The organism is Pseudoduganella sp. RAF19, assembly GCF_052114165.1.
In the GTDB taxonomy this organism is placed as follows: domain Bacteria; phylum Pseudomonadota; class Gammaproteobacteria; order Burkholderiales; family Burkholderiaceae_D; genus Rugamonas.
Genome location: NZ_JBFREF010000016.1, coordinates 17,081 through 40,770 on the forward strand (window position 1 = coordinate 17,081; position 23,690 = coordinate 40,770).

The 23,690-nt window shown below is 63.1% G+C and carries 23 protein-coding genes; 18 read left to right on the forward strand and 5 right to left on the reverse strand.

Going from position 1 to position 23,690, the window contains the following annotated elements:
• Nucleotides 1-9 precede the first annotated feature (9 nt).
• From nudC to AB4Z19_RS29395, 3 genes are read left to right on the forward strand one after another with little or no spacing between them, the layout of a single operon-like run.
• A complete protein-coding gene (gene nudC / locus AB4Z19_RS29385) occupies nucleotides 10-858 on the forward strand; it encodes an NAD(+) diphosphatase (protein ID WP_442023293.1) in 849 nt (282 codons plus the stop codon).
• A gap of 21 nt (nucleotides 859-879) precedes the next feature.
• Entirely contained in the window at nucleotides 880-1,446 is a 567-nt protein-coding gene (gene folE, locus AB4Z19_RS29390; protein ID WP_442037012.1) for a GTP cyclohydrolase I FolE, read from the forward strand.
• Nucleotides 1,447-1,449: 3 nt separating this feature from the next.
• Nucleotides 1,450-2,832, forward strand: a complete 1,383-nt coding sequence (locus AB4Z19_RS29395) for a thioredoxin family protein (RefSeq protein WP_442023296.1) — start codon at nucleotides 1,450-1,452, stop codon at nucleotides 2,830-2,832.
• Here the strand turns inward: AB4Z19_RS29395 and AB4Z19_RS29400 are convergent.
• Entirely contained in the window at nucleotides 2,829-3,725 is an 897-nt protein-coding gene (locus AB4Z19_RS29400; protein ID WP_442023298.1) for a LysR family transcriptional regulator, read from the reverse strand. The two genes, AB4Z19_RS29395 and AB4Z19_RS29400, sit on opposite strands and share 4 nt — an antisense overlap.
• Nucleotides 3,726-3,827: 102 nt before the next feature.
• On the opposite strand from AB4Z19_RS29400, the gene AB4Z19_RS29405 reads away from it, so the two are divergent.
• Entirely contained in the window at nucleotides 3,828-4,826 is a 999-nt protein-coding gene (locus AB4Z19_RS29405; RefSeq protein ID WP_442023300.1) for an aldo/keto reductase, read from the forward strand.
• Here AB4Z19_RS29405 and AB4Z19_RS29410 read toward each other — a convergent pair.
• Nucleotides 4,823-5,701: a LysR family transcriptional regulator gene (locus AB4Z19_RS29410; protein WP_442023301.1), complete on the reverse strand. Its 879-nt coding sequence runs from the start codon at nucleotides 5,699-5,701 to the stop codon at nucleotides 4,823-4,825. The two genes, AB4Z19_RS29405 and AB4Z19_RS29410, sit on opposite strands and share 4 nt — an antisense overlap.
• Before the next feature lie 108 nt (nucleotides 5,702-5,809).
• Here AB4Z19_RS29410 and AB4Z19_RS29415 point away from each other — a divergent pair, with 108 nt between their 5' ends.
• Together AB4Z19_RS29415 and AB4Z19_RS29420 are read left to right on the forward strand one after the other, a co-directional pair.
• Nucleotides 5,810-6,793 carry a zinc-dependent alcohol dehydrogenase family protein gene (locus AB4Z19_RS29415; RefSeq protein WP_442023303.1) on the forward strand — a complete coding sequence of 328 codons (984 nt, stop codon included), beginning with the start codon at nucleotides 5,810-5,812 and terminating at the stop codon, nucleotides 6,791-6,793.
• An 82-nt stretch (nucleotides 6,794-6,875) separates the two neighbouring features.
• A complete protein-coding gene (locus tag AB4Z19_RS29420; protein WP_442037014.1) occupies nucleotides 6,876-8,498 on the forward strand; it encodes a methyl-accepting chemotaxis protein in 1,623 nt (540 codons plus the stop codon).
• A gap of 85 nt (nucleotides 8,499-8,583) precedes the next feature.
• Here the strand turns inward: AB4Z19_RS29420 and AB4Z19_RS29425 are convergent, their stop codons facing one another.
• Nucleotides 8,584-9,006, reverse strand: coding sequence for a hypothetical protein (locus AB4Z19_RS29425; protein WP_442027674.1), 423 nt, complete (start codon nucleotides 9,004-9,006; stop codon nucleotides 8,584-8,586).
• A gap of 142 nt (nucleotides 9,007-9,148) precedes the next feature.
• On the opposite strand from AB4Z19_RS29425, the gene AB4Z19_RS29430 reads away from it, so the two are divergent.
• The 4 genes from AB4Z19_RS29430 to AB4Z19_RS29445 are packed head-to-tail and all read left to right on the forward strand — an operon-like array spanning nucleotide 9,149 to nucleotide 15,588.
• A complete protein-coding gene (locus AB4Z19_RS29430; protein WP_442037016.1) occupies nucleotides 9,149-12,982 on the forward strand; it encodes a response regulator in 3,834 nt (1,277 codons plus the stop codon).
• A 2-nt stretch (nucleotides 12,983-12,984) separates the two neighbouring features.
• Entirely contained in the window at nucleotides 12,985-13,812 is an 828-nt protein-coding gene (locus tag AB4Z19_RS29435) for a CheR family methyltransferase (protein WP_442026632.1), read from the forward strand.
• Nucleotides 13,812-14,426, forward strand: a complete 615-nt coding sequence (locus AB4Z19_RS29440; RefSeq protein WP_442037050.1) for a chemotaxis protein CheB — start codon at nucleotides 13,812-13,814, stop codon at nucleotides 14,424-14,426. The genes AB4Z19_RS29435 and AB4Z19_RS29440 overlap by 1 nt, the downstream gene beginning before the upstream one ends.
• Nucleotides 14,416-15,588, forward strand: coding sequence for a hybrid sensor histidine kinase/response regulator (locus AB4Z19_RS29445; RefSeq protein WP_442026631.1), 1,173 nt, complete (start codon nucleotides 14,416-14,418; stop codon nucleotides 15,586-15,588). Before AB4Z19_RS29440 ends, AB4Z19_RS29445 begins: the two co-directional genes overlap by 11 nt.
• Here the strand turns inward: AB4Z19_RS29445 and AB4Z19_RS29450 are convergent.
• Nucleotides 15,585-17,279, reverse strand: coding sequence for a methyl-accepting chemotaxis protein (locus tag AB4Z19_RS29450; protein WP_442026630.1), 1,695 nt, complete (start codon nucleotides 17,277-17,279; stop codon nucleotides 15,585-15,587). The genes AB4Z19_RS29445 and AB4Z19_RS29450 overlap by 4 nt on opposite strands.
• A gap of 155 nt (nucleotides 17,280-17,434) precedes the next feature.
• On the opposite strand from AB4Z19_RS29450, the gene AB4Z19_RS29455 reads away from it, so the two are divergent.
• Nucleotides 17,435-17,893 (forward strand): DUF2244 domain-containing protein, encoded by a 459-nt coding sequence (locus tag AB4Z19_RS29455; protein WP_442026628.1) that lies wholly within the window; start codon nucleotides 17,435-17,437, stop codon nucleotides 17,891-17,893.
• Here AB4Z19_RS29455 and AB4Z19_RS29460 read toward each other — a convergent pair.
• A complete protein-coding gene (locus AB4Z19_RS29460; RefSeq protein WP_442026627.1) occupies nucleotides 17,890-18,489 on the reverse strand; it encodes an OmpW/AlkL family protein in 600 nt (199 codons plus the stop codon). The genes AB4Z19_RS29455 and AB4Z19_RS29460 overlap by 4 nt on opposite strands.
• A gap of 147 nt (nucleotides 18,490-18,636) precedes the next feature.
• Between AB4Z19_RS29460 and AB4Z19_RS29465 the strand changes: the two genes are divergently transcribed.
• The 7 genes from AB4Z19_RS29465 to AB4Z19_RS29495 all read left to right on the forward strand — a co-directional run bounded on the left by AB4Z19_RS29465 (nucleotide 18,637) and on the right by AB4Z19_RS29495 (nucleotide 23,642).
• A complete protein-coding gene (locus tag AB4Z19_RS29465; RefSeq protein ID WP_442037018.1) occupies nucleotides 18,637-19,131 on the forward strand; it encodes a (2Fe-2S)-binding protein in 495 nt (164 codons plus the stop codon).
• Entirely contained in the window at nucleotides 19,128-21,299 is a 2,172-nt protein-coding gene (locus AB4Z19_RS29470; protein WP_442037020.1) for a molybdopterin cofactor-binding domain-containing protein, read from the forward strand. The genes AB4Z19_RS29465 and AB4Z19_RS29470 overlap by 4 nt, the downstream gene beginning before the upstream one ends.
• A gap of 70 nt (nucleotides 21,300-21,369) precedes the next feature.
• Nucleotides 21,370-21,753 carry a sulfur oxidation c-type cytochrome SoxX gene (gene soxX / locus AB4Z19_RS29475; RefSeq protein ID WP_442028987.1) on the forward strand — a complete coding sequence of 128 codons (384 nt, stop codon included), beginning with the start codon at nucleotides 21,370-21,372 and terminating at the stop codon, nucleotides 21,751-21,753.
• Nucleotides 21,750-22,193 carry a SoxY-related AACIE arm protein gene (locus tag AB4Z19_RS29480; RefSeq protein WP_442028988.1) on the forward strand — a complete coding sequence of 148 codons (444 nt, stop codon included), beginning with the start codon at nucleotides 21,750-21,752 and terminating at the stop codon, nucleotides 22,191-22,193. The genes soxX and AB4Z19_RS29480 overlap by 4 nt, the downstream gene beginning before the upstream one ends.
• Nucleotides 22,193-22,516 carry a thiosulfate oxidation carrier complex protein SoxZ gene (soxZ, locus tag AB4Z19_RS29485; protein ID WP_442028989.1) on the forward strand — a complete coding sequence of 108 codons (324 nt, stop codon included), beginning with the start codon at nucleotides 22,193-22,195 and terminating at the stop codon, nucleotides 22,514-22,516. Before AB4Z19_RS29480 ends, soxZ begins: the two co-directional genes overlap by 1 nt.
• A complete protein-coding gene (gene soxA / locus AB4Z19_RS29490) occupies nucleotides 22,513-23,322 on the forward strand; it encodes a sulfur oxidation c-type cytochrome SoxA (RefSeq protein ID WP_442028990.1) in 810 nt (269 codons plus the stop codon). Before soxZ ends, soxA begins: the two co-directional genes overlap by 4 nt.
• An 11-nt stretch (nucleotides 23,323-23,333) precedes the next feature.
• On the forward strand, nucleotides 23,334-23,642 hold the full coding sequence (locus AB4Z19_RS29495; RefSeq protein ID WP_442028991.1) for a c-type cytochrome: 309 nt from the start codon (nucleotides 23,334-23,336) through the stop codon (nucleotides 23,640-23,642).
• Nucleotides 23,643-23,690 lie beyond the last annotated feature (48 nt).

The following is a 23,690-nucleotide window of genomic DNA, read 5'->3' on the forward strand; positions in this document are numbered from 1 at the left end:
TTGTCGAGAATGTTACAGACTCCGTCTACTTTTACGCCCCTGCTGCGGGCCGAAAATCATCCCGCACCGCTGACTTTCGTGTTCCACGGTCACCGCCTGCTGCTGCATACCGAATCGCTGGCGCTGCCTGAAACGCCGCCGCTTGAGCTGACGCCCGAGCGCGTGCATCCGCTGGGCATGTGGAATGGCCGCTATTGCCAGATCGCCTGGACCGAAGACGAAACGCTACCAGACTCATCCTGCGAATGGCGCAGCCTGCGTTCCCTGTTCGGTAGCATCGACGACGGTTTCCTCGGCCTGGCCGGCCGCGCTGTGCAAATTGCCGAATGGGCGCGCACGCATCGCTACTGCGGCGCCTGCGCGACGCCGATGGCGCACACGCCCGGCGAGCGCGCCTTCAAGTGCCCGAATTGCGGGCACACGGCGTATCCGCGCATTTCGCCGGCCATGATGGTGCTGATCAAAAAAGGCGATTCCGTGCTACTGGCGGTGCACGCTCAGTCGCCTTACAAGCGCTTCACGGCGCTGGCGGGCTTCCTGGAAGCGGGCGAATCGATCGAAGAGGCGGTGCACCGCGAAGTGGCAGAGGAAGTGGGCCTGAAAGTGCATAACTTGAAATATTTCAGCAGCCAGAGCTGGCCTTTCCCGCACTCGCTGATGATCGCTTTCACGGCCGAATACCTGTCCGGCGACATCCGCGTCGACCCGAACGAGATTGCCGAGGCGCGCTGGTTCGGGCCGGAAGATGAATTCCCCGAGGTTCCGCCGGGTGTTTCCATTGCCTCCGAATTGATCCGCGCCAACCGGCCAGTCCGCGGTAAGCACGGGCGAATGCCGCTATACTGTCGCCCTGTTTGAATTTTTCAGCTAGCTCTCATCATGTCCAACAACGCAGAATTCACCGAACAAGACTGGCGCCGCTTCCTGGCAAGCATTGGCGAGGACCCCGACCGTCCAGGCCTGCACGAAACGCCGCACCGCGTGGCCAAGGCCTGGAAGCAGTGGACCGCCGGCTACGAGCAGAATCCGGTGGACCTGCTGAAGGCATTCGAGGATGGCGCCGAGCAGTACAACGAGCTGATCCTGGTGAAGAACATCCCGGTGTACTCGCACTGCGAACATCACCTGGCGCCGTTCTTCGGCAAGGCCACCGTGGGCTACGTCCCGAACGGCAAGATCGTTGGCCTGTCCAAGCTGACCCGCCTGGTGGACTGCTTCGCGCGCCGCCTGCAGGTGCAGGAACGTATGACCATGCAGATCGCCGAAGCGCTGATGCAGGTACTGGACCCGAAAGCGGTGGGCGTGATCGTCAAGTGCCGCCACCTGTGCATGGAAAGCCGCGGCATCCGGACGCCGGGCGAAGAAACGGTGACCTCTGCCATGCTGGGCGAATTGCAGCCGAACCTGGCGATGCGCACCGAGTTCCTGGCCATGGCGCGGGATTAAGCGATGGCGGGCGCGATCGAGTGGGTTGAAGGCGGCATCGAAGCCGCGCAAGCGCTGGCCCAGTCTGCCGGCCGTCCTGTGTTCCTGTACTGGGGCGCTGTCTGGTGCCCGCCGTGCAATCGCGTGAAGTCCGAGATCTTTGCGCGTGATGAATTCGTCGGCGCCACGCGCAGCCTGGTCTGCGTGCAGATCGACGGTGACGCACCCGGCGCGCAGCAACTGGCCGCGCGCCTGAAGCTGCGCAGCTACCCGACCCTGGTCCTGTATCGTCCGGACGGCGCCGAGATCACACGCCTGCCTTGTGAACTCGATGGCGAGCAATTCACCGAAGCCCTGATGGCGGCGCGCTTTGCCGCTTTTACCGCTGCCGAGTCGCTGTCCGCCGCGCTGGATGGCACGCGCGTGCTGTCGCCCGCCGAATGGACTCTTCTGTCCAACTATTCCTGGGACACCGACGAAGGCGTGCTGCTCGGCGCGCGCGATCTTGGCGTCACGCTGACTACCCTGTCGCAGCTGGCTTCCGCCGCCGTAACGGGCGAAGCGCCTGCCGCTGCACAGCAAATTTCGAATGCGTCCGACCGCCTGCGCCTGCACGCGCTAGTGGCGCAAGCCGGCCGCGTGCCCGATGCTTCCGCCACCGAATTCCTGCTGCGTGTATTCTGCGATGCCGCGCTGGCGCGTGCGAACATGGACATCTTCACCAATAGCGGCCACCAGCTGGTGCGCGCCGCCACGTCGCAGCACGCCGAATTGGCGACCGCGCTGGCGCAAGCCGCTCAAGTGTGGGCTGACGATATGTGGCTCGGCGTGCCGGACCGCCTGGCTGCCGTACGCCTGCAAATGCGCATGGGCCGCATGGGCTATGCCGCAGAAGGCTTGCCAGCGCTGGTGCGCTCGCGGGTTGATGCGTCGCTGGCTGAAGTCGATGACCGCTACGGCCGTCACACTTTGGTGAATACCGCCGTCAGCGCCCTGAACGACGCCGGCCTGTTCGCCGATGCCGAAGCCCTGCTGCAAGCGGAAGCACCGCGCTCGCACTCGCCGTACTACTTCATGCTCTCGCTGGCCTCCAGCGCCAAGCGCCGTGGCGACGCGGCCGGCATGCTGGCCTCTTACGAACAGGCCTGGCGCCTGTCGGTTGGCCCTTCGACCCGCATCCAGTGGGCCGTGACTTATCTGAGCACCCTGATCGACACGGCGCCAAGCGAGGCCGCACGCATCGAATCCGCCTCCACCGCCCTCGCCGAAGACTTCCGCGCCGCCGGCGCAGACGCCTTCGCCCAGCGTAATCTGACGCAAGCGACCAGGCTCCTCGCCAAGCTCAACGCGCTGAACCCACGCGGTCCCGCCACCGAAGCCCTGCGCGCGCAGCTGGCCGCTTCTTAACCGGCCGTCAGCAGAGCCGCCAGCCAGTCGACGAACACACGTACACGCGGCGAGAGCTGGCGGGTGTGGGAGTAGACGATGGAGAGGGGCATGGGCGACGGGCGGAAGGCGGGCATGACTTCCTCCAGTTCGCCGGATGCGAGCAAGGGCTCGATGCCGCGGCGCGGGATCTGGATCAGGCCTAAGCCCGCGCGGCAGGCGGCCACGTAAGCCTCGCTGCTGCCGACGGAAACGCGGCTGCGCATGGTCATCGTCTGTTCGACGCCTTGTTCGTCCACATACTCCCAAGGCATATCGCGCCCGGTCAGCGACGAAAAGAAACTGACCGCATGGTGCGAGTGCAGATCGTCCAGCGTTTGCGGGCGTCCGTGCTCGGCGAGATAGGCGGGAGAAGCGATATTGACCTGCTCCATCAGGCCCAGTGGCCGCGCGATGAGCGTGGAATCGCGCAGTGTGCCGCCGCGCACGGCGCAGTCGATACCTTCGCCGACAATGTCCGATATGCGGTCATTCGACCCAAGCCGCACGTTGATCTCGGGGTATTGGCGGAAGAACTCCGGCAGCGCCGGAATTACGCTCAGGTGCGCCGTCCGCTCCGGCAAGTCAACGCGGATCGTGCCGGACGGCTTGCGTCCCGCCTCAAGAAAAAGCGAATTGATGTCTTCCAGATCATTCAGCAGCGCGCGGCAGCGGTCCAGATACAGCATGCCTTCCACGGTCAGGCTCACCTTGCGCGTGGTGCGCTGAAGCAGGCGCACGCCGAGCTGCTGTTCGATGGCCTGCACGGCATTCGTGACGGAGGGACGCGGCAGATCGAGCTGTTCGGCCGCTTGCGTGAAGCTGCGTGCATCGGCCACGGCCTGGAAAATCTGCATGGCGCGGATCTGGTCCATTGTTATATTGCGCCGAATAAAGATGTAGGAATATCGGTATTTATTACCTCAATCGATAATAGCACAATGACCTCCATCGAAACCCCCCCCTGGAGATCACAAATGCAAACCCGCAAACTTGGCAAAACCGGTCCTGAAGTCGCTCAACTGGGCCTCGGCCTGATGGGTATGTCCGATTTCTACGGCCCCGCCGACCGCGCCGAAAGCATCGCCACGATCCACGCCGCGCTGGACGCCGGCGCTACCCTGCTCGACACCGGCGACTTCTACGGCATGGGCCACAATGAAATGCTGCTGGGTGAAGCGCTGAAAGGCCGCCGCCGCGAGCAGGCGCAGATCAGCGTGAAATTCGGCGCGCTGCGCGACCCGGACCGCAACTGGGTTGGTTATGACGCTCGTCCGCAAGCCGTGCAGAACTTCGCTGCCTACTCGCTGCAGCGTCTTGGTGTGGATTACATCGACATCTATCGTCCTGCGCGTCTCGACCCGAACGTGCCAATCGAGGATACCGTCGGCGCCATTGCTGATCTGGTGAAGAAGGGGCACGTGAAGCACATCGGGCTGTCCGAAGTCGGCGCCGACACGCTGCGCCGCGCGCACAAGGTGCATCCGATCAGCGATCTGCAAATCGAGTATTCGCTGATCTCGCGCAGCATCGAGAACGGCGTGCTGCAAACCGCGCGTGAACTGGGCATCGGCATCACGGCTTATGGCGTGCTGTCGCGTGGCCTGATCAGCGGCCACTGGAGCAAGCAGCGCGAAGGCGAGCAGGATTTCCGCGGCCTGGCCAGCCCGCGCTTCCAGGGTGAGAACCTGGACCGCAATCTGGCCCTGGTGGAGCGGCTGCGCGAAATCGCAAACGACCTGGGCGTGAGTGTGGCGCAAGTGGCGATTGCGTGGGTCGCAGCGCAGGGGCAGGACATCGTACCGCTGGTCGGCGCGCGTACCCGCGAGCGTCTGCAGGAAGCGCTGGGTTCAACCACCGTCAATCTGACGCGCGCCGATCTGAATGCGCTGGGACTGGCGATGCCCGCGCATGCCGTGGCAGGCACGCGCTACAACGAGCACCAGATGTCCGTGCTCGATAGCGAAAAGCGTTAAGCAAACAGCGAGGCCGCGAAGTCCACGAAAGCCCGGACTTTCGCGGCGCGTTGCTGGCGCTGCTGGTATAGGGCGTGGACGACGGGACCGTCCGCCTGCCATTCTTCCAGCAGCGGCACCAGCTCACCGCTGCGCAAAGCCTCGGCGACCGACAGCGACATGAATTGCGCGATGCCGCCGCCTGCTTTGCACAGCTCCAGCAGCGAGTCCACATGGTCGAAGGCTACGCGGCCTTGCGGCGTAAAGGCTTCCGCGCCGGAGAATACCCAGGGACGCAGGCGCCGTGACTTGGGCAGTACGAAGCCGAGGCAGGCGAAGTCCGCCAGTTCGGCGGGTGAAGCAGGCGCGCCATGCTCGCGTACGAAATCCGGTGAAGCACAGCAGACAAAGCGCGTCTGCATCAAGGGGCGCGCCACCAGGTTCGCATCGGCCACCTCGCCAATGCGGATCAGCACATCGACGCCTTCCTCCACCATATCGACCATGCGGTCGCTGGCCGTGGCGCGCAGCATAATCTGCGGATACTGCGTCAGAAAGCGCGGCAGGGCCGGCGCGACGTACAGGCGCGAGATCAGCCCCGGCATGTCGACGCGCAGCGTGCCGCTGGGCGTGTCAGCCGCATCGTGCATGCTCGATTCGAGCTCGAACATATCGGCCAGCAGGCGCAAAGCCTGTTCATAGCACGCACGGCCCTCGCCGGTGAGCGACATGCTGCGCGTAGTCCTATGCAGCAGCTTGACGCGAAAGTGTGTCTCCAGCCCCGCCACCTGCGCAGTCACCGAGGACGTGGACATGCCAAGCCGCTCAGCCGCCCGGCTGAAACCGCCCGCTTCCACCACCGCGCAGAACACGCGCATTGCATCGAGTCTGTCCATGCGGGGGATTATCCACGTTTTCTGGATACTGTTTGCATTCCAGCCCGGTTTTTTCCGCGGCAGGTCCTGCCTACACTGGCTCCATCGACAAATCACCGGAGCCTTACCATGAAAGCAATGATCCTCACCGCCCACAGCCAGCCACTGACTCTGAGCGAAGTAGAGCGTCCCGCACCCGCCGCTGGCCAGGTGCTGGTCCGCGTCCACGCCAGCGGCCTGAATCCGCTGGACGGCAAAATCGCCGCGGGCAAAGCCGCCCACGCGCAAATGCCCTTGAATACCATTCTCGGTATCGATATGGCCGGTGTGGTGGAAGCGGTGGGCGAGGGCGTCACCGGCTTTAAGCCCGGCGATGAAGTCTTCGGCATGACGGGCGGTGTAGGCGGCAACCAGGGCTCGCTGGCCCAATACCAGGCGGCCGATGCGGCCCTGTTGGCCCATAAGCCACGCAATGCCGGCATGCGCGAGGCGGCCGCCATGCCGCTGGTGTTCATCACCGCATGGGAGGGTCTGGTGGACCGCGCCCGTGTCAGCGCAGGCAAGAAAGTGCTGGTGCATGGCGGCGCGGGTGGCGTGGGACACATGGCTGTGCAGATCGCCCGTGCCTTCGGCGCCGAAGTCTGGGCCACCGGCTCGCCGCAAAGCCGCGCCGTGATTGAGGGCTACGGCGCCACCTTTATCGACTACACCGCGGAAACCGTAGACGACTATGTGGCACAGCACACCGGCGGCGAAGGCTTCGACATCGTGTTCGACACCGTTGGCGGCTCCACACTGGACGCATCCTTCCGTGCCGCCCGCCTGTACCACGGCCATGTGGTCAGTGCGCTGGGCTGGGGCACGCATGCGCTGGCGCCGCTGTCCTTCCGTGCCGCGACCTACTCCGGCGTATTCACTTTGCTGCCGCTCCTCTCGGCCAAAGGCCGCGCCCAGCATGGCGCCATCATGCGCGAAGCGGCACGCCTGGTGGATGAGGGCAAGGTGAAGATCAGCCTCGACCCGCGCCGCTTCACGCTGGCGCAAGCCAACGAGGCTCACGTAGCCCTGCAGGACGGCAGTGCGCGCGGCAAGCTGGTCGTCGATATCGATTAAGCAGCGACGCAACACTTGGCGCGATTTTTTCCAGCTTCTGCTGATAGGCGGGTATGCTCTTCTCAAAAACGAGGAGACGACCATGAACCAGCTGTCCTTCCGGCAGAAGCTGTGGATTCCGCTCTTGTGCAGCCTGCTCTGCATCGCTGCCATCTTCATCTACGACGCGGTGAAGATGCGCCAGCTGCGTATCGATGAGCGGCTGGCCGACCTCTCCAATGTGGACGATGCGGCGCTCAATGTGGTCAAGATGTACGGCGACCGTGTCGCTGCGGGCACAGTGACCAAGGAAGCCGCGCAGACAGCCGCCAAAGCCGCCGTCAAGAACATGCGCTACGCGAAAGATGGCTATATCAGCATTGTTTCCGGCGACGGCATCGCGGTCATGAACCCGACCAAGCCGGAAAATGATGGCAAAAATATGCTGGAGTTTAAGGACCCGAAAGGGAATTACCTTTACAAGGACATCGTCCGCATCGGCTCCAGCACCGAAGGCGCAGGTTTCGTCAGCTACTACTGGGCGCGGCCCGGCGAAACCGAGCCGGTCTCGAAAGTCAGCCGCGTCACCAGCTATAAACCGTGGGACTGGGACATGGTCACCGGCGTCTACATGGATGACATCGACACCGCCTTCCGCAACCAGCTTCTGGAATCGGGCGTGGTGCTGGCGATTGTGATCGCGGTGCTGGCTGCGATCTCCAGCGTGATCAACGGCAGCCTGCAGCGCACGATTGGCGGCGAACCGGAATACGCGGAGCAGGTGGCGGCGCGCATTGCGTCCGGCGATTTGAGCGGCAGCGTCGATACGCGCTCCGGTGACGACAGCAGCGTGCTGTTCGCCATGAAAACCATGCAGTCCAGCCTTGCCAACACCATCGGCGAAATCCGCCGCAGCGCGGACACCATCGCCACCGCTTCTGGCGAAATCGCCAGCGGGAATATGGATCTGTCGGCGCGCACCGAGTCGCAAGCCAGTTCGCTGGAAGAGACGGCTGCGTCGATGGAGGAGCTGACTTCCACCGTCAGCCAGAACGAAACCAATGCGCATCAGGCCAATCAACTGGCCAAGACGGCCTCCGAAGTGGCACAGAAGGGCGGCGAGGTGGTGTCCGAAGTGGTGAGCACGATGGAAACCATCAATGCATCGGCGACGCGCATTGTGGATATCATCTCCGTGATCGACGGCATTGCCTTCCAGACCAACATCCTCGCTTTGAACGCGGCAGTGGAAGCGGCGCGCGCTGGCGAACAGGGACGCGGCTTTGCGGTGGTGGCGAACGAGGTGCGCAATCTGGCGCATCGCAGCGCCGCCGCCGCGAAAGAGATCAAGGCGCTGATTGACGATTCGGTCGGTAGCATCGAGGCGGGCAGCGCCCTGGTGGCGCAAGCCGGGACGACCATGGAGCAGGTGGTGGCCAGCGTGTCGCGCGTGACGACCATCATGGGCGATATCACGGCGGCGTCCAGCGAGCAGACCACGGGCATCAGCCACGTCAATCAGGCGATTACGGAAATGGATTCGGTCACGCAGCAGAATGCCGCGCTGGTGGAGGAAGCTGCCGCAGCGGCGGGTGCGATGCAGGAGCAGGCGGCGCATCTGGCGCAGCTGGTGAGCCGCTTCAGGCTCGGATCGGACACCCCGGGCGCTCACGCGCCGCGCCTGCGCCCGTCGCGCTCGACCGCCTTGACCGTGCGCACCGCGTAGGGCGGATCGTTTGATCCGCCGCTGCGTGCACTAAGGTGGCGCGGTTATGGCCGCGTAGGCGGCGGATCAATGATCCGCCCTACGATCAGTGCTGCTCTGGCGCCGGGGCAGTCCCCGGCTCCTCCTGGTAAGTCATCTTGTCGGCGCTGGCGTGATAGGTGCCGATTTTTTGTCCTTCCGGCTGTCCGCCTTCACCCAGCAGGGAACAAGTCTGCGTCTCCAGCTGCCACACCTGTTTACCCGAACGCAGGCTCCAGCGATTGTCTTCGCTCGCAAACAGTTCGAAATCCGTGTCTTCGATCGGCAGCTCGGCCAGCGGAATCTGGCGCTGGCAGGCCGGCATACGCGCGGCCATGAGCGTGTAGCGCGCGTCCTCGCTCCAGAAGTAATCCTGCTGGCGGCGCACGGTCAGCGTGTGTTCCTGGCTGGTGTCCGCATAGAAGGTCGCGGAGTCGTTGTAGCAGCCTGCGAGCAGCAACAAGGGCAGAGCAGAGAGGATCTGGCGCATGGGCGTCTTAATCAAATGGAAAGATGAATTCTGCAAGCCATTATAGCGGCCTGCGGTGCGCCTGCGCACGATTGCAAAGTGCGCCAGTGCAATTTCGATTGGGCTAAACTCAAGCATACAAGTAAAACTTCGACAAGATTTTATGCCCCGTACGACCGCTATCGATGACCAGAATTTCCGGCGCATCCTGAGCCGCAACATTACGCTGCCGCTGGCGGCCGGCGTGGTCACGGCCGGCGTGTTCGTTGCCATCTTCGCCTATCTGCTGAACTCTCTGGCCTGGGTCGAGCACAGCGAGCGCGTGATCGCGCAAGCCAATGAGCTGCGGACGCTGTCCGTGGATATGGAATCCGGCATGCGCGGCTTTGCGCTGACCGGCGATGAAACCTTCCTGACCTCGTACAAACTGGCGCGCCCCAAAATCGAGACGGCGATCGACGCGCTGAGCGAGGAAGTAGCCGATAATTCGGAACAGGTGCAGCGCCTGCGCACCATGCGCGTCCAGCAGCGGCAATGGGACAACACCGCTCAGGAAATCCTGGACGCGCGCCGCAACGGTGGCGACTACATGGGCATGATCCGGGCCGGCCGCACCAAGGCCGACTTCGACGAGTTGCGCAAGCAGTTTGCCGACTTCCTGATCTACGAGCGCCGCCTGCGCGATGCCCGCAGCCGCGAGGCGCGCAACGTCACCTATTTCACGGTGGCGGGCTTCCTCATTCTCAGCATGATCATCAGCGGTTCGCTGGCCTGGTTCGGCCGGCGTGACCTGCTGCGCTTGTCCACGGTCTACAGCACGGCACTGCATGAGCAGAACCTGCATGCGGACAAGCTGACCCACCAGGCCTGGCTGCGCTCCGGCCAGAGCCAGCTGGCCGAGCAGGGTATCGGCCTGATGGCGCTGCCGCTGTTGTCCAGCACCTTGCTGCGCTTCCTGGCGCGTTATCTGGACGTGGCAGTGGCCGCACTGTATGTGCGCGACATGGACGGCAGCCTGCATCGCACCGCGACCTATGGCTTCAGCCGCGAGGACGAAGAGCGCGGACAGGTGATCGGTGCGGAAGAAGGCATCGTCGGCCAGGCTGTGGTGACGAAACGGCTGATTCATTTGACCGACCTGCCGAAGAACTACATCAAGATCAGTTCCGCACTGGGCGACGGCGCACCGATGCAGCTGGTGGTGGTGCCGGTGGATAGCGATGGGCATGTCAACGGCGTGGTGGAACTGGGCTTCCTGCGCGCCATCGGCGACCGCGAAATGGATTACTTGCGGCTGGTGGCAAGCAATATCGGCAACGCCATCGACGCCACGCAGGCGCGCCAGCGCATGTCGGAGTTGCTGTCCGAAACCCAGCAGCTGAACGAGGAATTGCAGGTGCAGCAGGAAGAGCTGCGCACCGCGAACGAAGAACTGGAAGAGCAGTCGCGCGTGCTGGAGCAGTCGCAAGTCAATCTGGAAAATCAGAAGGCGGAACTGGAACAAACCAACGAGCGCCTGGCCGAACAGGCCGTGATGCTGGACCAGCGCAATGCCTGGCTGGCCGATGCGCGCGCCCAGCTGGAGGAGCGGGCAGAGGATCTGGAGCGTGCCAGCCAGTACAAGTCGCAGTTCCTGGCGAATATGTCGCACGAACTGCGCACACCGCTCAACAGCGCGCTGATTCTGGCCAAGCTGCTGGCCGAGAACGAGCCGGGTAACCTGAATGAGGAGCAGGTGCGCTTTGCCAGCACCATCTACGCATCGGGCAATGACCTGCTCAATCTGATCAACGATATTCTCGACATCTCCAAGGTCGAAGCGGGCAAGCTGGAACTGATGCCGGAAGACGTGCCGCTGCAGCAGGTGGTGAACAACCTGACCATGCTGTTCGAGCCGCAGGCACGGCAGAAGGGGCTGGATTTTGTGATCGATCTGGACCCGGGCGTACCGGATTCGATTTATACCGATCCGCAGCGGCTGGAGCAGGTGCTGAAAAACCTGCTGTCCAATGCGCTCAAGTTCACGGACGAGGGCAAGGTGATGCTGCGCCTGTCCGCGGCGCCGAACGGGCAGCTCAGCTTTGTGGTGCAGGATACGGGTATTGGCATTCGCCCGGACCTGCAGGAAGCGATCTTTGGCGCCTTCCAGCAGGGCGATGGAACTTCCAGCCGGCGTTATGGCGGGACGGGGCTGGGGCTGTCCATCTCGCGCGATCTGGCCACGCTGCTGGGCGGGGCGATCAATGTCACCAGCGCGGTGGCGCAGGGCAGTGTGTTCACCCTGACGCTGCCAGTGCAGTGGGCTGCGCCGCCGGCGCCGGCTGCCGCGCCGGGTGCTGCGATCGGGCTGTCCGCCTCGGCCGCTACGGCGACCGGGACGCTGTCCGGCGCCTCAGCTTTGTCGTCCACATCCGCCGCGCCCGCCGCCGCATCGCAATTCGGCCCCGACGGGGCGCCGGGCGCCAGTACGCCGCGCTCCAGCCTCGCTGGTCCTGCGGGCACAACCACGCGGCCCTCCAGCCTTGCCGGGGCGCCGGGCACCTCCACGCCAGGCACCGGCTTCGCTGGGACACCAGGCGCCGCCGTGTCACGATCGGGTTCCGCCGGCGTACCGGCCACCTCCGGAGCACCAACCGGCCTCGCTGGCGCGTCAGATGGCGCCGGGTGGTCACGGCCGCGCGCCACCGGCTCGTCCGCGGCCGCGATGCACGCGGGCAGCTCCATGCTGGACGCCTCTTCAGGCGCAGGCGGCCCCGGCTCGCAAGCCTTCGTCCGCCCCTTCGACGACGACCGCGCCATCCCACCCCCGCCCGACCGCATGGTGCTGGTCATCGAGGACGAGCCCAACTTTGCGCGTATCCTGTTCGACCTCGCGCATGAGAAGAACTACCGCTGTCTGGTCGGCTTCAACGCCGAGGAAGGCCTGCAGTTGGCGGAAGAGCAGCAGCCCGCCGCCATCCTGCTGGACATCAGGTTGCCGGACCGCTCCGGGCTGTCCGTGCTGCAGCTCCTGAAGGACAACCCGAAAACCCGCCACATCCCCGTGCATGTGGTGTCGGCCTCCGACCACGGCGAAGCGGCACTGCACCTCGGCGCGGTCGGCTACGCCAGAAAGCCCGCCTCGCGTGAAGAACTGAAGGAAGTCTTCAACAGGCTTGAGCAAAAGTTCACACAAAAGATCAAGCACATCCTGCTGGTGGAAGACGACGACCGGCAGCGCGACAGCGTGGTCCAGCTGATTGCCGACGACGACATCGACATCAAGGCCGTGGCCACCGGCGAGGAAGCGCTGCAGCTCCTGCGCAGCCATATCTTCGACTGCATGGTGATGGATTTGAAACTGCCCGACATGCAGGGCAACGAACTGCTGGAGCGAATGTCGCATGAAGAGATCGCGTCCTTCCCGCCAGTCATCGTCTACACTGGAAGAAGCCTCACGCGCGCCGAGGAAGCCGACCTGCAGAAATATTCGCGCTCCATCATCATCAAGGGCGCACGCTCACCGGAACGCCTGCTGGATGAGGTCACGCTCTTCCTGCACAAGGTCGAGTCGGAACTGTCCAGCGAGCGCCAGAACATGCTGAAGGCGGTGCGCAGCCGCGACCGCGTATTCGAAGGCCGCACCATCCTGCTGGTAGATGACGACGTGCGCAATATCTTCGCTCTCACCAGCGCCCTGGAGCAGAAAGGGGCTATCGTGGAAATTGGCCGCAACGGCTTCGAAGCCCTGGAAAAGCTCGACAAAGTGCCTGACATCGATCTGGTCCTGATGGACATCATGATGCCCGGCATGGACGGCCTGGAAGCCACGCGCCGTATCCGCGCCGACCAGCGCTTTGCGCGCCTGCCCGTCATCGTCATCACGGCCAAGGCCATGAAGGACGATCAGGAACAATGCCTGGCCGCGGGCGCCAGCGACTATCTGGCCAAGCCGATTGATCTGTCGCGCCTGTATTCGCTGCTGCGCGTCTGGATGCCGGCCATGGATCGGGTGTGACGATGCATAAGCAACACCACAGCGACGTTGATATCGAGCTGAAAATGCTGATGGAAACGATCTATCTGAAGTACAGCTACGACTTCCGCGATTACACCCACGCATCGCAGAAGCGCCGCGTGACGCACGCCTTGCGCGAGATGGGCTGCGCCACGATCTCGGCGCTGCAGTCGCGCGTGGTGCATGAGCCGGAAGCCTTCAGCCAGCTATTGCAATTCCTGACCATTCCCGTCACGGAGATGTTCCGCGACCCTTCCTACTACGCGGCGCTGCGCGAGCATGTGATTCCGGTGCTGAGCACCTACCCCTCGCTGAAGATCTGGGTGGCCGGATGCAGCACCGGCGAGGAAGTGCATTCCCTGGCGATTCTGCTCAAGGAAGAAGGACTGCTGGAGCGCAGCATCATCTACGCCACCGACATCAATCCGCAGTCGCTGGAGAAAGCGAAGAAGGGCGTGTTCCCGCTCGAAAATATGCGGTCCTACACCGCCAACTACCAGGCGGCGGGCGGCAAGTGCGCTTTCTCGGATTACTACACGGCGGCCTACAACGCTGCCCTGTTCGACCGCAGCCTGTGCGAGAACGTGACCTTTGCGGACCACAGCCTGGCGACGGACACCGTGTTCGCGGAGACGCAATTCATCAGCTGCCGCAATGTGATGATCTACTTTAAGAAGACACTGCAGGAGCGGGCGCTCGGGCTGTTCCATGAATCGCTGTGCCATCGCGGCTTTCTTGGCCTGGGCAGCAAGGAGAGCATCGATTTCTCGACGTACGCGCGGCGCTTCGAGCCGATCGTCAAGCGCGAACGGCTGTTCAGGAAGCTATGATGGAACATCCGCCTTCACTGGAGCAGGCACTGAAGGGACGCGAAGTAGAGGCGGTGGTGATCGGCGCATCCGCCGGCGGCGTGAGCGCGCTGCTGCACATGCTGCCTGGCCTGCCTAAGGGCTACAGGGTGCCGATCATCGCCGTACTGCACGTGATGCCGGGCCGGCAAAGTCAGCTGGCGGAAGTGTTTCAGCAGCGCCTGGCTGTACCGGTACGCGAAGCGGGCGACAAGGACGAGGTGGTTCCGGGTACTCTTTACTTTGCGCCGGCCGGATATCATCTTTTGCTGGAAGATGCCGACAGTTTTGCCTTAAGTTGCGAGGCGCCCGTGCACTTTGCCCGGCCATCCATCGACGTCACTATGGAGACGGCGGCGGATGCCTATGGTCCGGCGCTGGTGGGCATTCTGCTCACAGGCGCCAATGAAGACGGGGCTGCGGGCCTGGCAGCCATCGGCAAGGCGGGCGGGCTGACCGTGGTGCAGGACCCGCAGGAAGCGGAAGTCGATGCAATGCCGCGGCACGCGATACGTGTCCGCACGCCGGACCTGGTGCTGCCGCTGGAGGATATCCAGCGGCTGTTGCTCATGCTGGAGAAGAAGAATGTTGAATGAGCCTGTCAATGTGCTGCTGGTGGACGATCTGGCGGAGAATCTGCGTGCACTGCATGCATTGATTCGTGCCGACGATCGCGTGATCCATCAGGCGACTTCCGGTGAGCAGGCGCTCGCCCTGCTGCTGGAACATGAATTCGCATTGGCCATTCTCGATGTGCAGATGCCGGATATGGACGGCTTCGAACTGGCGGAGCTGATGCGCGGCATGGAGAAGACCCGTCACATTCCCATCGTGTTTGTCAGCGCGGCGGGACGGGAGCTGAATTATGCCTTCAAAGGCTACGAAGCCGGCGCGGTCGATTTCCTGCACAAGCCTCTCGATCCGGATGCTGTAAAGAGCAAGGTCAATGTTTTCGTGGACCTGCACAAGCAGAAGCAGGAGGTCCGGCGCCGCGTCGAAGAACAGGTAGCCATCGTGCGCCAGCTGCACGCTACGCAGGAGGAGCTGCAGCATGCGCTGAAGGCGCGCGACGACTTCATGTCCCTGGTGGCGCACGAGTTGCGCACGCCATTGAATACGCTGTATCTCGAAACGCAGATGCGCAAGATGCAGCTGGCTTCGGGCAAGCCGGAAGCGCGCGATCCCGAACAGCTGGAGCGCATGGTGGCACGCGACGAGCGCCAGATCCACGCCATGATCCGCCTGATTGAGGACATGCTGGATGTGTCGCGCATGCGTAGCGGCATGCTGTCGATCCGGCCTTGTGATATGGATCTGGCGGCACTGCTGGCGCGCGTGGCCAGCGATCTGTCACGCGCCGCGGCGGAAGTGGGCAGCCCGCTGGTGCTTGATGCACCTACGCCTGTGATGGGGTGTTGGGACGAGTTCCGCATCGAGCAGGTGATCGTGAACCTGCTGACCAATGCCCTGCGTTATGGCGGCGGCAAACCGATCGAGATTCGCCTGACATCGGACGGCAAGGCCGCATGCATCGATGTGACCGACCAGGGCATCGGCATTCCGGACGATATGCAGCCGCGCATTTTCGAGCCCTTCGAACGCGCGGCGGCGAATGAGGCGCCAGCTGGCCTGGGTCTTGGTCTCTACATCTCGCGCCAGCTGGTGGAAGCGCACGGCGGATCGCTGTCCGTGCGCAGCAAGCCGGGTGAAGGCTCGGTGTTCACGGTGATCCTGCCGCGCGAGGCGGTTGCGGCTTAAAACTCTTCCCAGCTATCTTCGGCTTGCTGTACCGGCGCGGCGCGCTTTGCGGGTGCCGGACGGGCCACCACCGCATGTGCCGCCGCAGCGGGACGCACGGAGACCTGCACCGGCGCTGGCTTGCGGACTGCGGCCGCAGCGGCGCCGTGGCCCGTCTTGAAGAAGCTCACCACGGAGACCAGATTGCCCGCCTGCTCCTGCATACTCTGCGAGGCGGCGGCTGCCTCTTCAACCAGAGCCGCATTCTGCTGCGTCACCTCGTCCATCTGCGAGATGGCGGCGTTGATCTGCTCGATACCCAGGGTCTGTTCCTGCGAGGCGGAGGTGATCTCGCCCATGATGTCCGTCACGCGCTGAATGCTGTCCACGATATCGCCCATGGTCTGGCCGGCGTTGTTCACCAGGCGCGATCCTTCTTCCACATTCGCCACGGAGGCCGAGATCAGCTCCTTGATTTCCTTGGCGGCAGCCGCCGAACGCTGCGCCAGATTGCGCACCTCGGTCGCCACCACGGCGAAACCACGGCCCTGCTCTCCGGCGCGCGCTGCTTCAACGGCGGCGTTCAGCGCCAGGATATTGGTCTGGAACGCGATGCCGTCGATGACGGAAATGATGTCCACGATCTTGCGCGAAGAATCGTTGATCGTGCCCATGGTGGACACCACTTGCGCCACGATGTCGCCGCCTTTGCTCGCCACTTCGGATGCGCTGACGGCCAGCGTGTTGGCCTGGCGTGCGTTATCCGCATTTTGCTTCACGGTGGACGTCAGCTCCTCCATCGAGGACGCGGTTTCCTCCAGCGAGCTGGCTTGCTGCTCGGTGCGGGAAGACAGGTCGAGATTGCCCGCCGCGATTTCGCCCGAGGCGGTGGTGATGGCATCGGTGCCGGTACGCACTTGCGAAACCACGTTCAGCAGCGCATCGTTCATCGACTTCAGCGCCTTCAGCAGGCGGCCTGTTTCATCGCCGCGCGATGCATCGATTTGCGAGGACAGGTCGCCGGAAGCCACCGTTTCAGCAACTTCGACCGCTTCGTTGATCGGCGCGGTGATCGAGCGCGTAATGAACCAGGCGACGGCGGCGCCGATCAGTACCGCCAGCGTGCCCAGGGTAATCAACATGGTTTGCGAACTGGAATAGACCGCATCCACTTCCTTGCCCGAGTTCTCAACCTGCCTGGCTTCGTAGTCGATCAGCGCATCCAGTGCGGCCAGGGCTTTGGCCTGGACCGGACCGGCGTCTTTCAGCAGCGCCTCCGTCGCGTCCTGGATCTCGCCATCCTTGCGCAGCTGGATGACGCGGTTATTCTTTTCGGCGCCTTCCTTCAGCGCCGCTTCCACGTTCGCCAGCAGCTCCTTCTCCTTGTCGGTAGCGATCTTGCTGGCCAGGACCTCCTTCGCCTTGCCGTATTTCTTGCGTGCGTCACCCACTTTGGCCAGCTGCTCCTCGACCTGCGGCGTGCTTGGCACGACGATCATGGTCGTCAGGGCCAGCGTGATATTGCGGACGTTGTCCACCATGTCATTGGCGGCTGCCATTTTCACGTTTTTGTCCGAAACGATATCCTGCGTGCGGCTGCCGATACGCGACATGCCGCCCAGCCCCATCGCCAGCATAATGACCAGCAGCGCAAGTACCGCCGCAAACCCCAGCCCAAGCCGGGCACCGATTTTCAAATTGGCAAATGACATGAGTCCCCCTCTGTGGAACCCTTATTCTCGCCAATTAAGAGGTGGTTTTACCGAAAAACCGCCTGCTTGTCGCAGAGAAACAACGCGTCTTTGTGTCTTTGATCATGACATTTCTGTCATAGAATAGGGTCGTGTGGATTGCCGGGAGATTCCAGGTGAAACGCGACCTGCCAATGGAAGAAAGGGAGTGGCTGCTGCGGCGGAATTGCTCGCTCACGCCGGGGCAGCTGGGTATCGCCTATGTGGTGATGTGCGCGCTGTCGTTCAGCGTGGCGGGTGCATTCCTGATCGTCGGGTTCTGGCACATCCTCATCTTCACCGTGCTGGAGATGACGGCCGTTGCCGCCGCCTTCCTTTACTACGCGCGGCATGCCACTGACTATGAACACATCGTCCTCGCCAACGGCCATCTGGTGGTGGAGCAGGTCAGCGCGGGGCGCCTGCGCAGCGTGACACTGGACTGCCACTGGCTGCGCCTGCAAATGCCGCAGCGGTATGGTGAACTGATCCACCTCGAATCGCGTGGCGTGGCCGTGGACATCGGCACCTTCGCCACCATCCCCCACCGCCGCGCGCTGGCGCAGGAATTGCGCTACGCGATCACCAGCGCTTAGAAACGGTAGCCGACGCCGACGGCCACTAGCACAGGGTCAACCTTGGCCTTGCTGATTTTTGCGCCGTTGAGCAGCACGTCGCTGCGGATCTGCACCTTCTTCACGTCGAAGTTCAGCGACCAGTTGCGGGTCAGCTTCACGTCCGCGCCTGCCTGCACGGCCAGGCCCACGCTGTCATGTTCCAGGCTGGCGGCGCCGCTCATCATCTTATTCTTCGAGAAGGTGGTCCAGTTCACGCCTGCGCCGAGGTAGGGGCTGACCTGCCCATCCGGCAGGAAGTGATATTGCGCCATCAACGTGGGCGGCAGGTGTTTGAAGGTGCCGATCGCATTGCCGTCCAGGTAGACGGTGTGCTTTTGCGGGTAGGTGAGCACCAGCTCCACCGCGATATTCGGCGTGAAGAAATAGGAGACGTCCACCTCGGGTATCGTCCTGGAACTCACACTGATGCGGTCGGAAGCGCCCACTCCGCCCACCGGATCGGACTTGTCCGCCGGATCGAGATACACCGCGCGCGCCCTGAGCAGCCAGGGCGTTTCAGCCATTGCGTTAAGGGACAGCGCTGCCAGAATCATCGTCATCACTACTCGTTTCATGTCATTTCCTCGTCATATAAACGAGGCCAGTTTATTGACGCGGTGCAGCAAAATCATTGATACAAATCAAAATTGCCTGAATGAACACGCGAAGCAAAAAACGGGAGTAATATTCGACGCGATGAATTCCCACCACTGGAGGCAGGCATGAAATTGAACGTCAATGGACAGGTTCACGAATTCGAGGCGGAGGAAGATACGCCGCTCCTGTGGGTGTTACGGGAACAGCTGGGACTGACCGGCACCAAGTACGGCTGCGGCATCGCCCAATGCGGCGCCTGCACGGTGCACATCGATGGCGAGCCGACCCGCAGCTGCGTGCGTCCTGTCTCCACGGTGGATGCAAAATCGAAGATCGTGACCATTGAAGGCTTGTCCAAGGACGGCTCGCATCCGGTGCAGAAGGCCTGGGCTGCGCTGGACGTGCCGCAGTGCGGCTTCTGCCAGTCCGGCATGATCATGGCCGCCAGCGCGCTGCTGAAACAAAAGCCACACCCGACGGATGCCGATATCGACGCGGCCATGACCAATATCTGCCGCTGCGGCACCTACAACCGCGTGCGCAAGGCCATTCACGTGGTCGCAAAAGGCGGCGATGTGAAGAGCGCGGGCCTGAACATTGTCGAAGGGAGCAAGGCATGAGCGAGATCGCATCCCCATCACGCCGCAGCTTCCTGGGCAAATCGGCCGGCGCTGCCGCGGGCCTGATGTTCGGTTTCCATATTCCGTTTGACGCCGTGGCGCAGGAAACCATCGCGCCGGAAATCAACGCCTGGGTGGTCGTGAAGCCTGACGACACCATTGTGATCCGCATCGCCCGTTCCGAAATGGGACAGGGCACGCTGACCGGTCTGGCGCAGCTGGTGTCCGAAGAACTGGATGCCGACTGGTCCAAGGTCACCACCGAATATCCGACGCCGGGCCAGCAGCTGGCGCGCAACCGCGTGTGGGGCAGCTTCTCCACCGGCGGCAGCCGCGGCGTGCGCGAGTCGCATGAATATGTGCGCAAGGGCGGCGCTGCCGCGCGCATGATGCTGGTGCAGGCTGCGGCCAATCAATGGAATGTGCCGGTCACTGAATGCGTCGCCGAGAAGAGCGTGATCACGCACAAGCCGTCCGGCCGCAAGCTGACGTATGGTGCGGTGTCCGACGCGGCAGGCAAGCTGCAGGCGCCCACCGACATCAAGCTGAAAGATCCAAAGGACTGGAAGCTGGCTGGCAAGCGCCTGGCGCGTCTGGATACGGTCGACAAGACCACCGGCAAGCAGGTGTACGGCATGGACCTGAAGCTGCCGGATATGTTGAACGCTGCGATCAAGGATTGCCCGGTCCTGGGCGGCAAGGTGAAGAGCTTCGACGCCAAGGCCATCGCGGGCAAACCGGGCGTGAAAAAAGTGCTGCAAGTCGGCGACAGCGCCGTGGCCGTGGTGGCCGATACCTGGTGGCGTGCGCGCACAGCATTGGATGCGCTGCCGATCGAATGGGACAAGGGCGCTAACGCCAGCATCTCCCAGGCCGACGTCAACAAGACGCTGAAGGAAGGCCTGGATGCGCCGGATGCCGTGGTGGGCAACAGCAACGGCGATATCAAGGCGGGCCTGGCTGGCGCCGCACGCAAGATCGAAGCGGTCTACAGCTATCCGCACCAGAACCACGCCACCATGGAGGTGATGAACGCCACCGCCAAATGGACGCCGGAACGCTGCGAAGTGTGGACGCCAACCCAGAACGGTGAAGCGGCGCTGGCCGCCGTGTCCGAAGCGGCCGGTCTGCCGCAGAACAAGTGCGAAGTCTACAAGCTGCACCTGGGCGGTGGCTTCGGCCGCCGCGGCGCCACGCACGACTGGGCGCAGCAGGCGGTGCTGATCGCTAAAGAGATGCCGGGCACGCCGATCAAATTGATCTGGACCCGCGAAGAAGACATGCTGCACGGCCGCTACCATCCGATCACGCAATGCAAGATGACTGCGGGCCTGGACGAGAAGGGCGAGCTGAAGTCGCTGCACATGCGCATTTCCGGCCAGTCGATTCTGGCGGCGCTGTTCCCGCAGGCGGTCAAGGATGGCAAGGATGCGGCGGTGTTCCAGGGCCTGAATCCCCCGGGTCCGGAGGCATCGTTCACTTACGGCGTGCCGAATCTGCTGATCGACCACGCCATGCGCAATCCACCGGTGATCCCGGGCTTCTGGCGCGGCGTGAACCTGAACCAGAACACAGTCTATGTCGAGAGCTTCATCGACGAAATCGCCCACGCCACCAAGCAGGACCCGCTGGCGCTGCGCCGCAAGCTGTTGAAGGACAATCCCAAGGCGCTGGCTGTGCTGAATGCCGTCGCCGACAAGGCCGGCTACAGCAAGCCGCTGAAGAAGGGCGTCTATCGCGGACTGGCGCAGTGCATGGGCTTCGGCAGTTACGTGGCTGCGTGCGCGGAGGTGTCGGTGTCCAAAGACGGCAAGCTGAAGATCCACCGCATCGTCGCCGCCACCGATCCGGGCCATGCCGTGAATCCGCAGCAGATCGAAGCGCAGGTTGAGGGCTCGTTCGTGTATGGCCTGTCCGCAGCGCTGTACGGCGAATGCACGCTGAAGGATGGCCAGATGGAACAGACCAACTTCGACACCTACAATGTGCTGAAGATGGACGAGATGCCCAAGGTCGAAACCATCGTCATGCCAAGCGGAGGGTTCTGGGGCGGCGTTGGAGAACCGACGATTGCCGTCGCGGCACCGGCCGTGCTGAACGCCATCTTCGCCGCGACGGGCAAGCGCATCCGCGACCTCCCGCTGAAGAACCACAGCCTGAAGGCCTGAAATGAAAACCCGCGGCGCAAATCAGGTGGCAGCCACATCGTGGCTGCCACCAGGTCTCTGCCGTGGGTTTTTGCAAGCCCTCCTGCTCATCACCGCCGCAGCCCAAGCCCAGGAAGCACCGCCACCGGGCGACCCCATCCGCGGCCGCGCCATCGTCGCCAGCCGCCAGCTCGGCCTCTGCCTGCTGTGTCACACCGCCCCCATCCCCGAAGAGCAATTCCAGGGCAACCTTGCTCCCGACCTGAGTGGCGTGGGTGACCGATACACCGCCGCCCAGCTACGTCAGCGCATCGCCGACAGCAGTCAGCTGAATCCGTCCACGATCATGCCCGCCTACTACCGCACCGAAGGCCTGATGCGCGTAGCGCCCGCCTACCGCGGCAAGACCATCCTGACCGCGCAGCAGATCGAAGACGTCGTCGCCTATTTGCAAACGTTGCGCAGCAAGCCATGACGATCAGCCGCCGCCATCTGCTAGCCATGCCCCTGCTGGTGCTGATCAAACCAGCATCCGCCACGCCCGAGGCGATGGTCAGCGCCATTGCCGCATTCACCGGTGGTAAATCACCGCAGCCCGGAAAACTCGCGTTCGAAATCGCCAAACTGATCGACAACGGCAATGCAGTTCCGGTCACAATCCGCGTGGACAGTCCCATGACCGAGCAAGACCACGTCACCGACATCGCTGTGTTCAATGAAAAGAATCCGCTGCCCGATGTGGTCAAATTCAAACTCGGCCCGCGCACAGGCAAAGCCGAAGTCTCAACGCGCATTCGTCTCGCTACTTCCCAAAAGCTGACCGCCATCGCGCGTACCAATGACGGCAGCCTGTGGCAGCAAACGGTCGACGTTATCGTCACGCTTGCGGCCTGCGTCGAAGGGGAGGGCATGTAATGGCCCGTGCGCTGATCCACATGCCGGCGACCGCAAAGCCTGGCGAGATCATCGAAATCCGCGCGTTGAGCGCGCATCCGATGGAAACGGGCTTCCGCGCCGGGAATGCAGGCGGAATTCTTCCGCGCGATATCATCCGCAACTTCGTCTGCAAATACAGCGGCGTGGAAGTATTCTCGGCTGAACTGCATCCCGCGATGTCCGCCAACCCCTACATCGCCTTCTTCACGCGCGCCACCGAAACAGGCACCCTTGAATTCACCTGGACCGGGGATAATGGCTTCGCGCAGACTGAGTCCACAAAACTGGCGGTGGTGCCATGAGTTTGGTCATTGTGCTTGCTGCGGCTGTTCTGGGAGTTACCCCCACGGCAAACCCGGGTGGCTGCCACGATGTGGCAGCCACCAGCTCCACGCCGGTGGTTGAAGCGTGCCGCCACTCCGGAGCGGAGTACATGAGCCCCGCTACGCAAACCATGCAGCGCGACGACTCGCAAAACCCCGCCATGCTCTGGATCGCATCCGGCGAGGCCCTCTGGCGCACGCCAGCTGTGGCGACGAACAAATCCTGCGCCACCTGCCACAACGACGCCAAAGCCAGCATGCGCGACGTGGCCACGCACTTCCCCCGCTTCAGCAAAGGCGCGGGCAAAGTCATCACCCTTTCCGACCAGATCAACATCTGCCGGCAAGGCGCCCTGAAAGCCCCGCCATTCAAAGCCGAATCCGAAGACCTGCTGGCGTTGGAAAGCTACATCGCCATGCAATCGCGCGGCATGCCCATGAACCCGCCCGACGACGCAGAAACCCGCGCCTCGGCAACGCGCGGCCAAAAACTCTTCACCACGCGTATGGGGCAAATCAACCTGTCCTGCGCCCAATGCCACGACGACAACGCGGGTAAGCGCCTCGCCGGTGCGTTAATTCCTCAAGCCCACGCCAACGCCTACCCCATCTACCGGCTCGAATGGCAAAGCATGGGTAGCCTGCAACGCCGCCTGCGCAACTGCATGAACGGTGTACGTGCCGAAGTGCCGCCGTTCGGCGCACAAGACCTGATCGACCTTGAAGCCTGGCTCGCGTTAAGGGCCAAAGGCATGCCACTGGAAACCCCTGGAGTCCGTCCCTGAAGGAGCCAACGATGAAGCACCTTGCCGCCATCCTGCTCACAATCTGCTGTGCGACAGCCAGCGCCGCTGATGCTATCCACCCCGGCGCACGTCTTGCAGCCACCTGCACCGGCTGCCACGGCACCAACGGCGCCACCAAAGGCAACGCCCTGCCACCATTGGCCGGACAGCCTAAGGACGCATTGCTGGCCAAGCTAAAGGACTTCAAATCCGGCGCCACGAAAAGCACGATCATGACCCAGATCGCCAAAGGCTACACCGACGAGCAGCTCGCAGTCCTTGCCGCTTACTTTGCGGCGCAAGCAAAACCAGGAACGTAACCCTGGTGGCAGCCACATCGTGGCTGCCACCTGCTTTATGCCGTTGGT

Excerpts from the sequence above, each read along its gene's own strand:
- nudC (WP_442023293.1), top strand. The coding sequence starts at position 10 with ATGTTACAGACTCCGTCTACTTTTACGCCCCTGCTGCGGGCCGAAAAT.
- folE (WP_442037012.1), top strand. The coding sequence starts at position 880 with ATGTCCAACAACGCAGAATTCACCGAACAAGACTGGCGCCGCTTCCTG.
- AB4Z19_RS29395 (WP_442023296.1), top strand. The coding sequence starts at position 1,450 with ATGGCGGGCGCGATCGAGTGGGTTGAAGGCGGCATCGAAGCCGCGCAA.
- AB4Z19_RS29400 (WP_442023298.1), bottom strand. The coding sequence starts at position 3,725 with ATGGACCAGATCCGCGCCATGCAGATTTTCCAGGCCGTGGCCGATGCA.
- AB4Z19_RS29405 (WP_442023300.1), top strand. The coding sequence starts at position 3,828 with ATGCAAACCCGCAAACTTGGCAAAACCGGTCCTGAAGTCGCTCAACTG.
- AB4Z19_RS29410 (WP_442023301.1), bottom strand. The coding sequence starts at position 5,701 with ATGGACAGACTCGATGCAATGCGCGTGTTCTGCGCGGTGGTGGAAGCG.
- AB4Z19_RS29415 (WP_442023303.1), top strand. The coding sequence starts at position 5,810 with ATGAAAGCAATGATCCTCACCGCCCACAGCCAGCCACTGACTCTGAGC.
- AB4Z19_RS29420 (WP_442037014.1), top strand. The coding sequence starts at position 6,876 with ATGAACCAGCTGTCCTTCCGGCAGAAGCTGTGGATTCCGCTCTTGTGC.
- AB4Z19_RS29425 (WP_442027674.1), bottom strand. The coding sequence starts at position 9,006 with ATGCGCCAGATCCTCTCTGCTCTGCCCTTGTTGCTGCTCGCAGGCTGC.
- AB4Z19_RS29430 (WP_442037016.1), top strand. The coding sequence starts at position 9,149 with ATGCCCCGTACGACCGCTATCGATGACCAGAATTTCCGGCGCATCCTG.
- AB4Z19_RS29435 (WP_442026632.1), top strand. The coding sequence starts at position 12,985 with ATGCATAAGCAACACCACAGCGACGTTGATATCGAGCTGAAAATGCTG.
- AB4Z19_RS29440 (WP_442037050.1), top strand. The coding sequence starts at position 13,812 with ATGGAACATCCGCCTTCACTGGAGCAGGCACTGAAGGGACGCGAAGTA.
- AB4Z19_RS29445 (WP_442026631.1), top strand. The coding sequence starts at position 14,416 with ATGTTGAATGAGCCTGTCAATGTGCTGCTGGTGGACGATCTGGCGGAG.
- AB4Z19_RS29450 (WP_442026630.1), bottom strand. The coding sequence starts at position 17,279 with ATGTCATTTGCCAATTTGAAAATCGGTGCCCGGCTTGGGCTGGGGTTT.
- AB4Z19_RS29460 (WP_442026627.1), bottom strand. The coding sequence starts at position 18,489 with ATGAAACGAGTAGTGATGACGATGATTCTGGCAGCGCTGTCCCTTAAC.
- AB4Z19_RS29465 (WP_442037018.1), top strand. The coding sequence starts at position 18,637 with ATGAAATTGAACGTCAATGGACAGGTTCACGAATTCGAGGCGGAGGAA.
- AB4Z19_RS29470 (WP_442037020.1), top strand. The coding sequence starts at position 19,128 with ATGAGCGAGATCGCATCCCCATCACGCCGCAGCTTCCTGGGCAAATCG.
- AB4Z19_RS29480 (WP_442028988.1), top strand. The coding sequence starts at position 21,750 with ATGACGATCAGCCGCCGCCATCTGCTAGCCATGCCCCTGCTGGTGCTG.
- soxZ (WP_442028989.1), top strand. The coding sequence starts at position 22,193 with ATGGCCCGTGCGCTGATCCACATGCCGGCGACCGCAAAGCCTGGCGAG.
- soxA (WP_442028990.1), top strand. The coding sequence starts at position 22,513 with ATGAGTTTGGTCATTGTGCTTGCTGCGGCTGTTCTGGGAGTTACCCCC.
- AB4Z19_RS29495 (WP_442028991.1), top strand. The coding sequence starts at position 23,334 with ATGAAGCACCTTGCCGCCATCCTGCTCACAATCTGCTGTGCGACAGCC.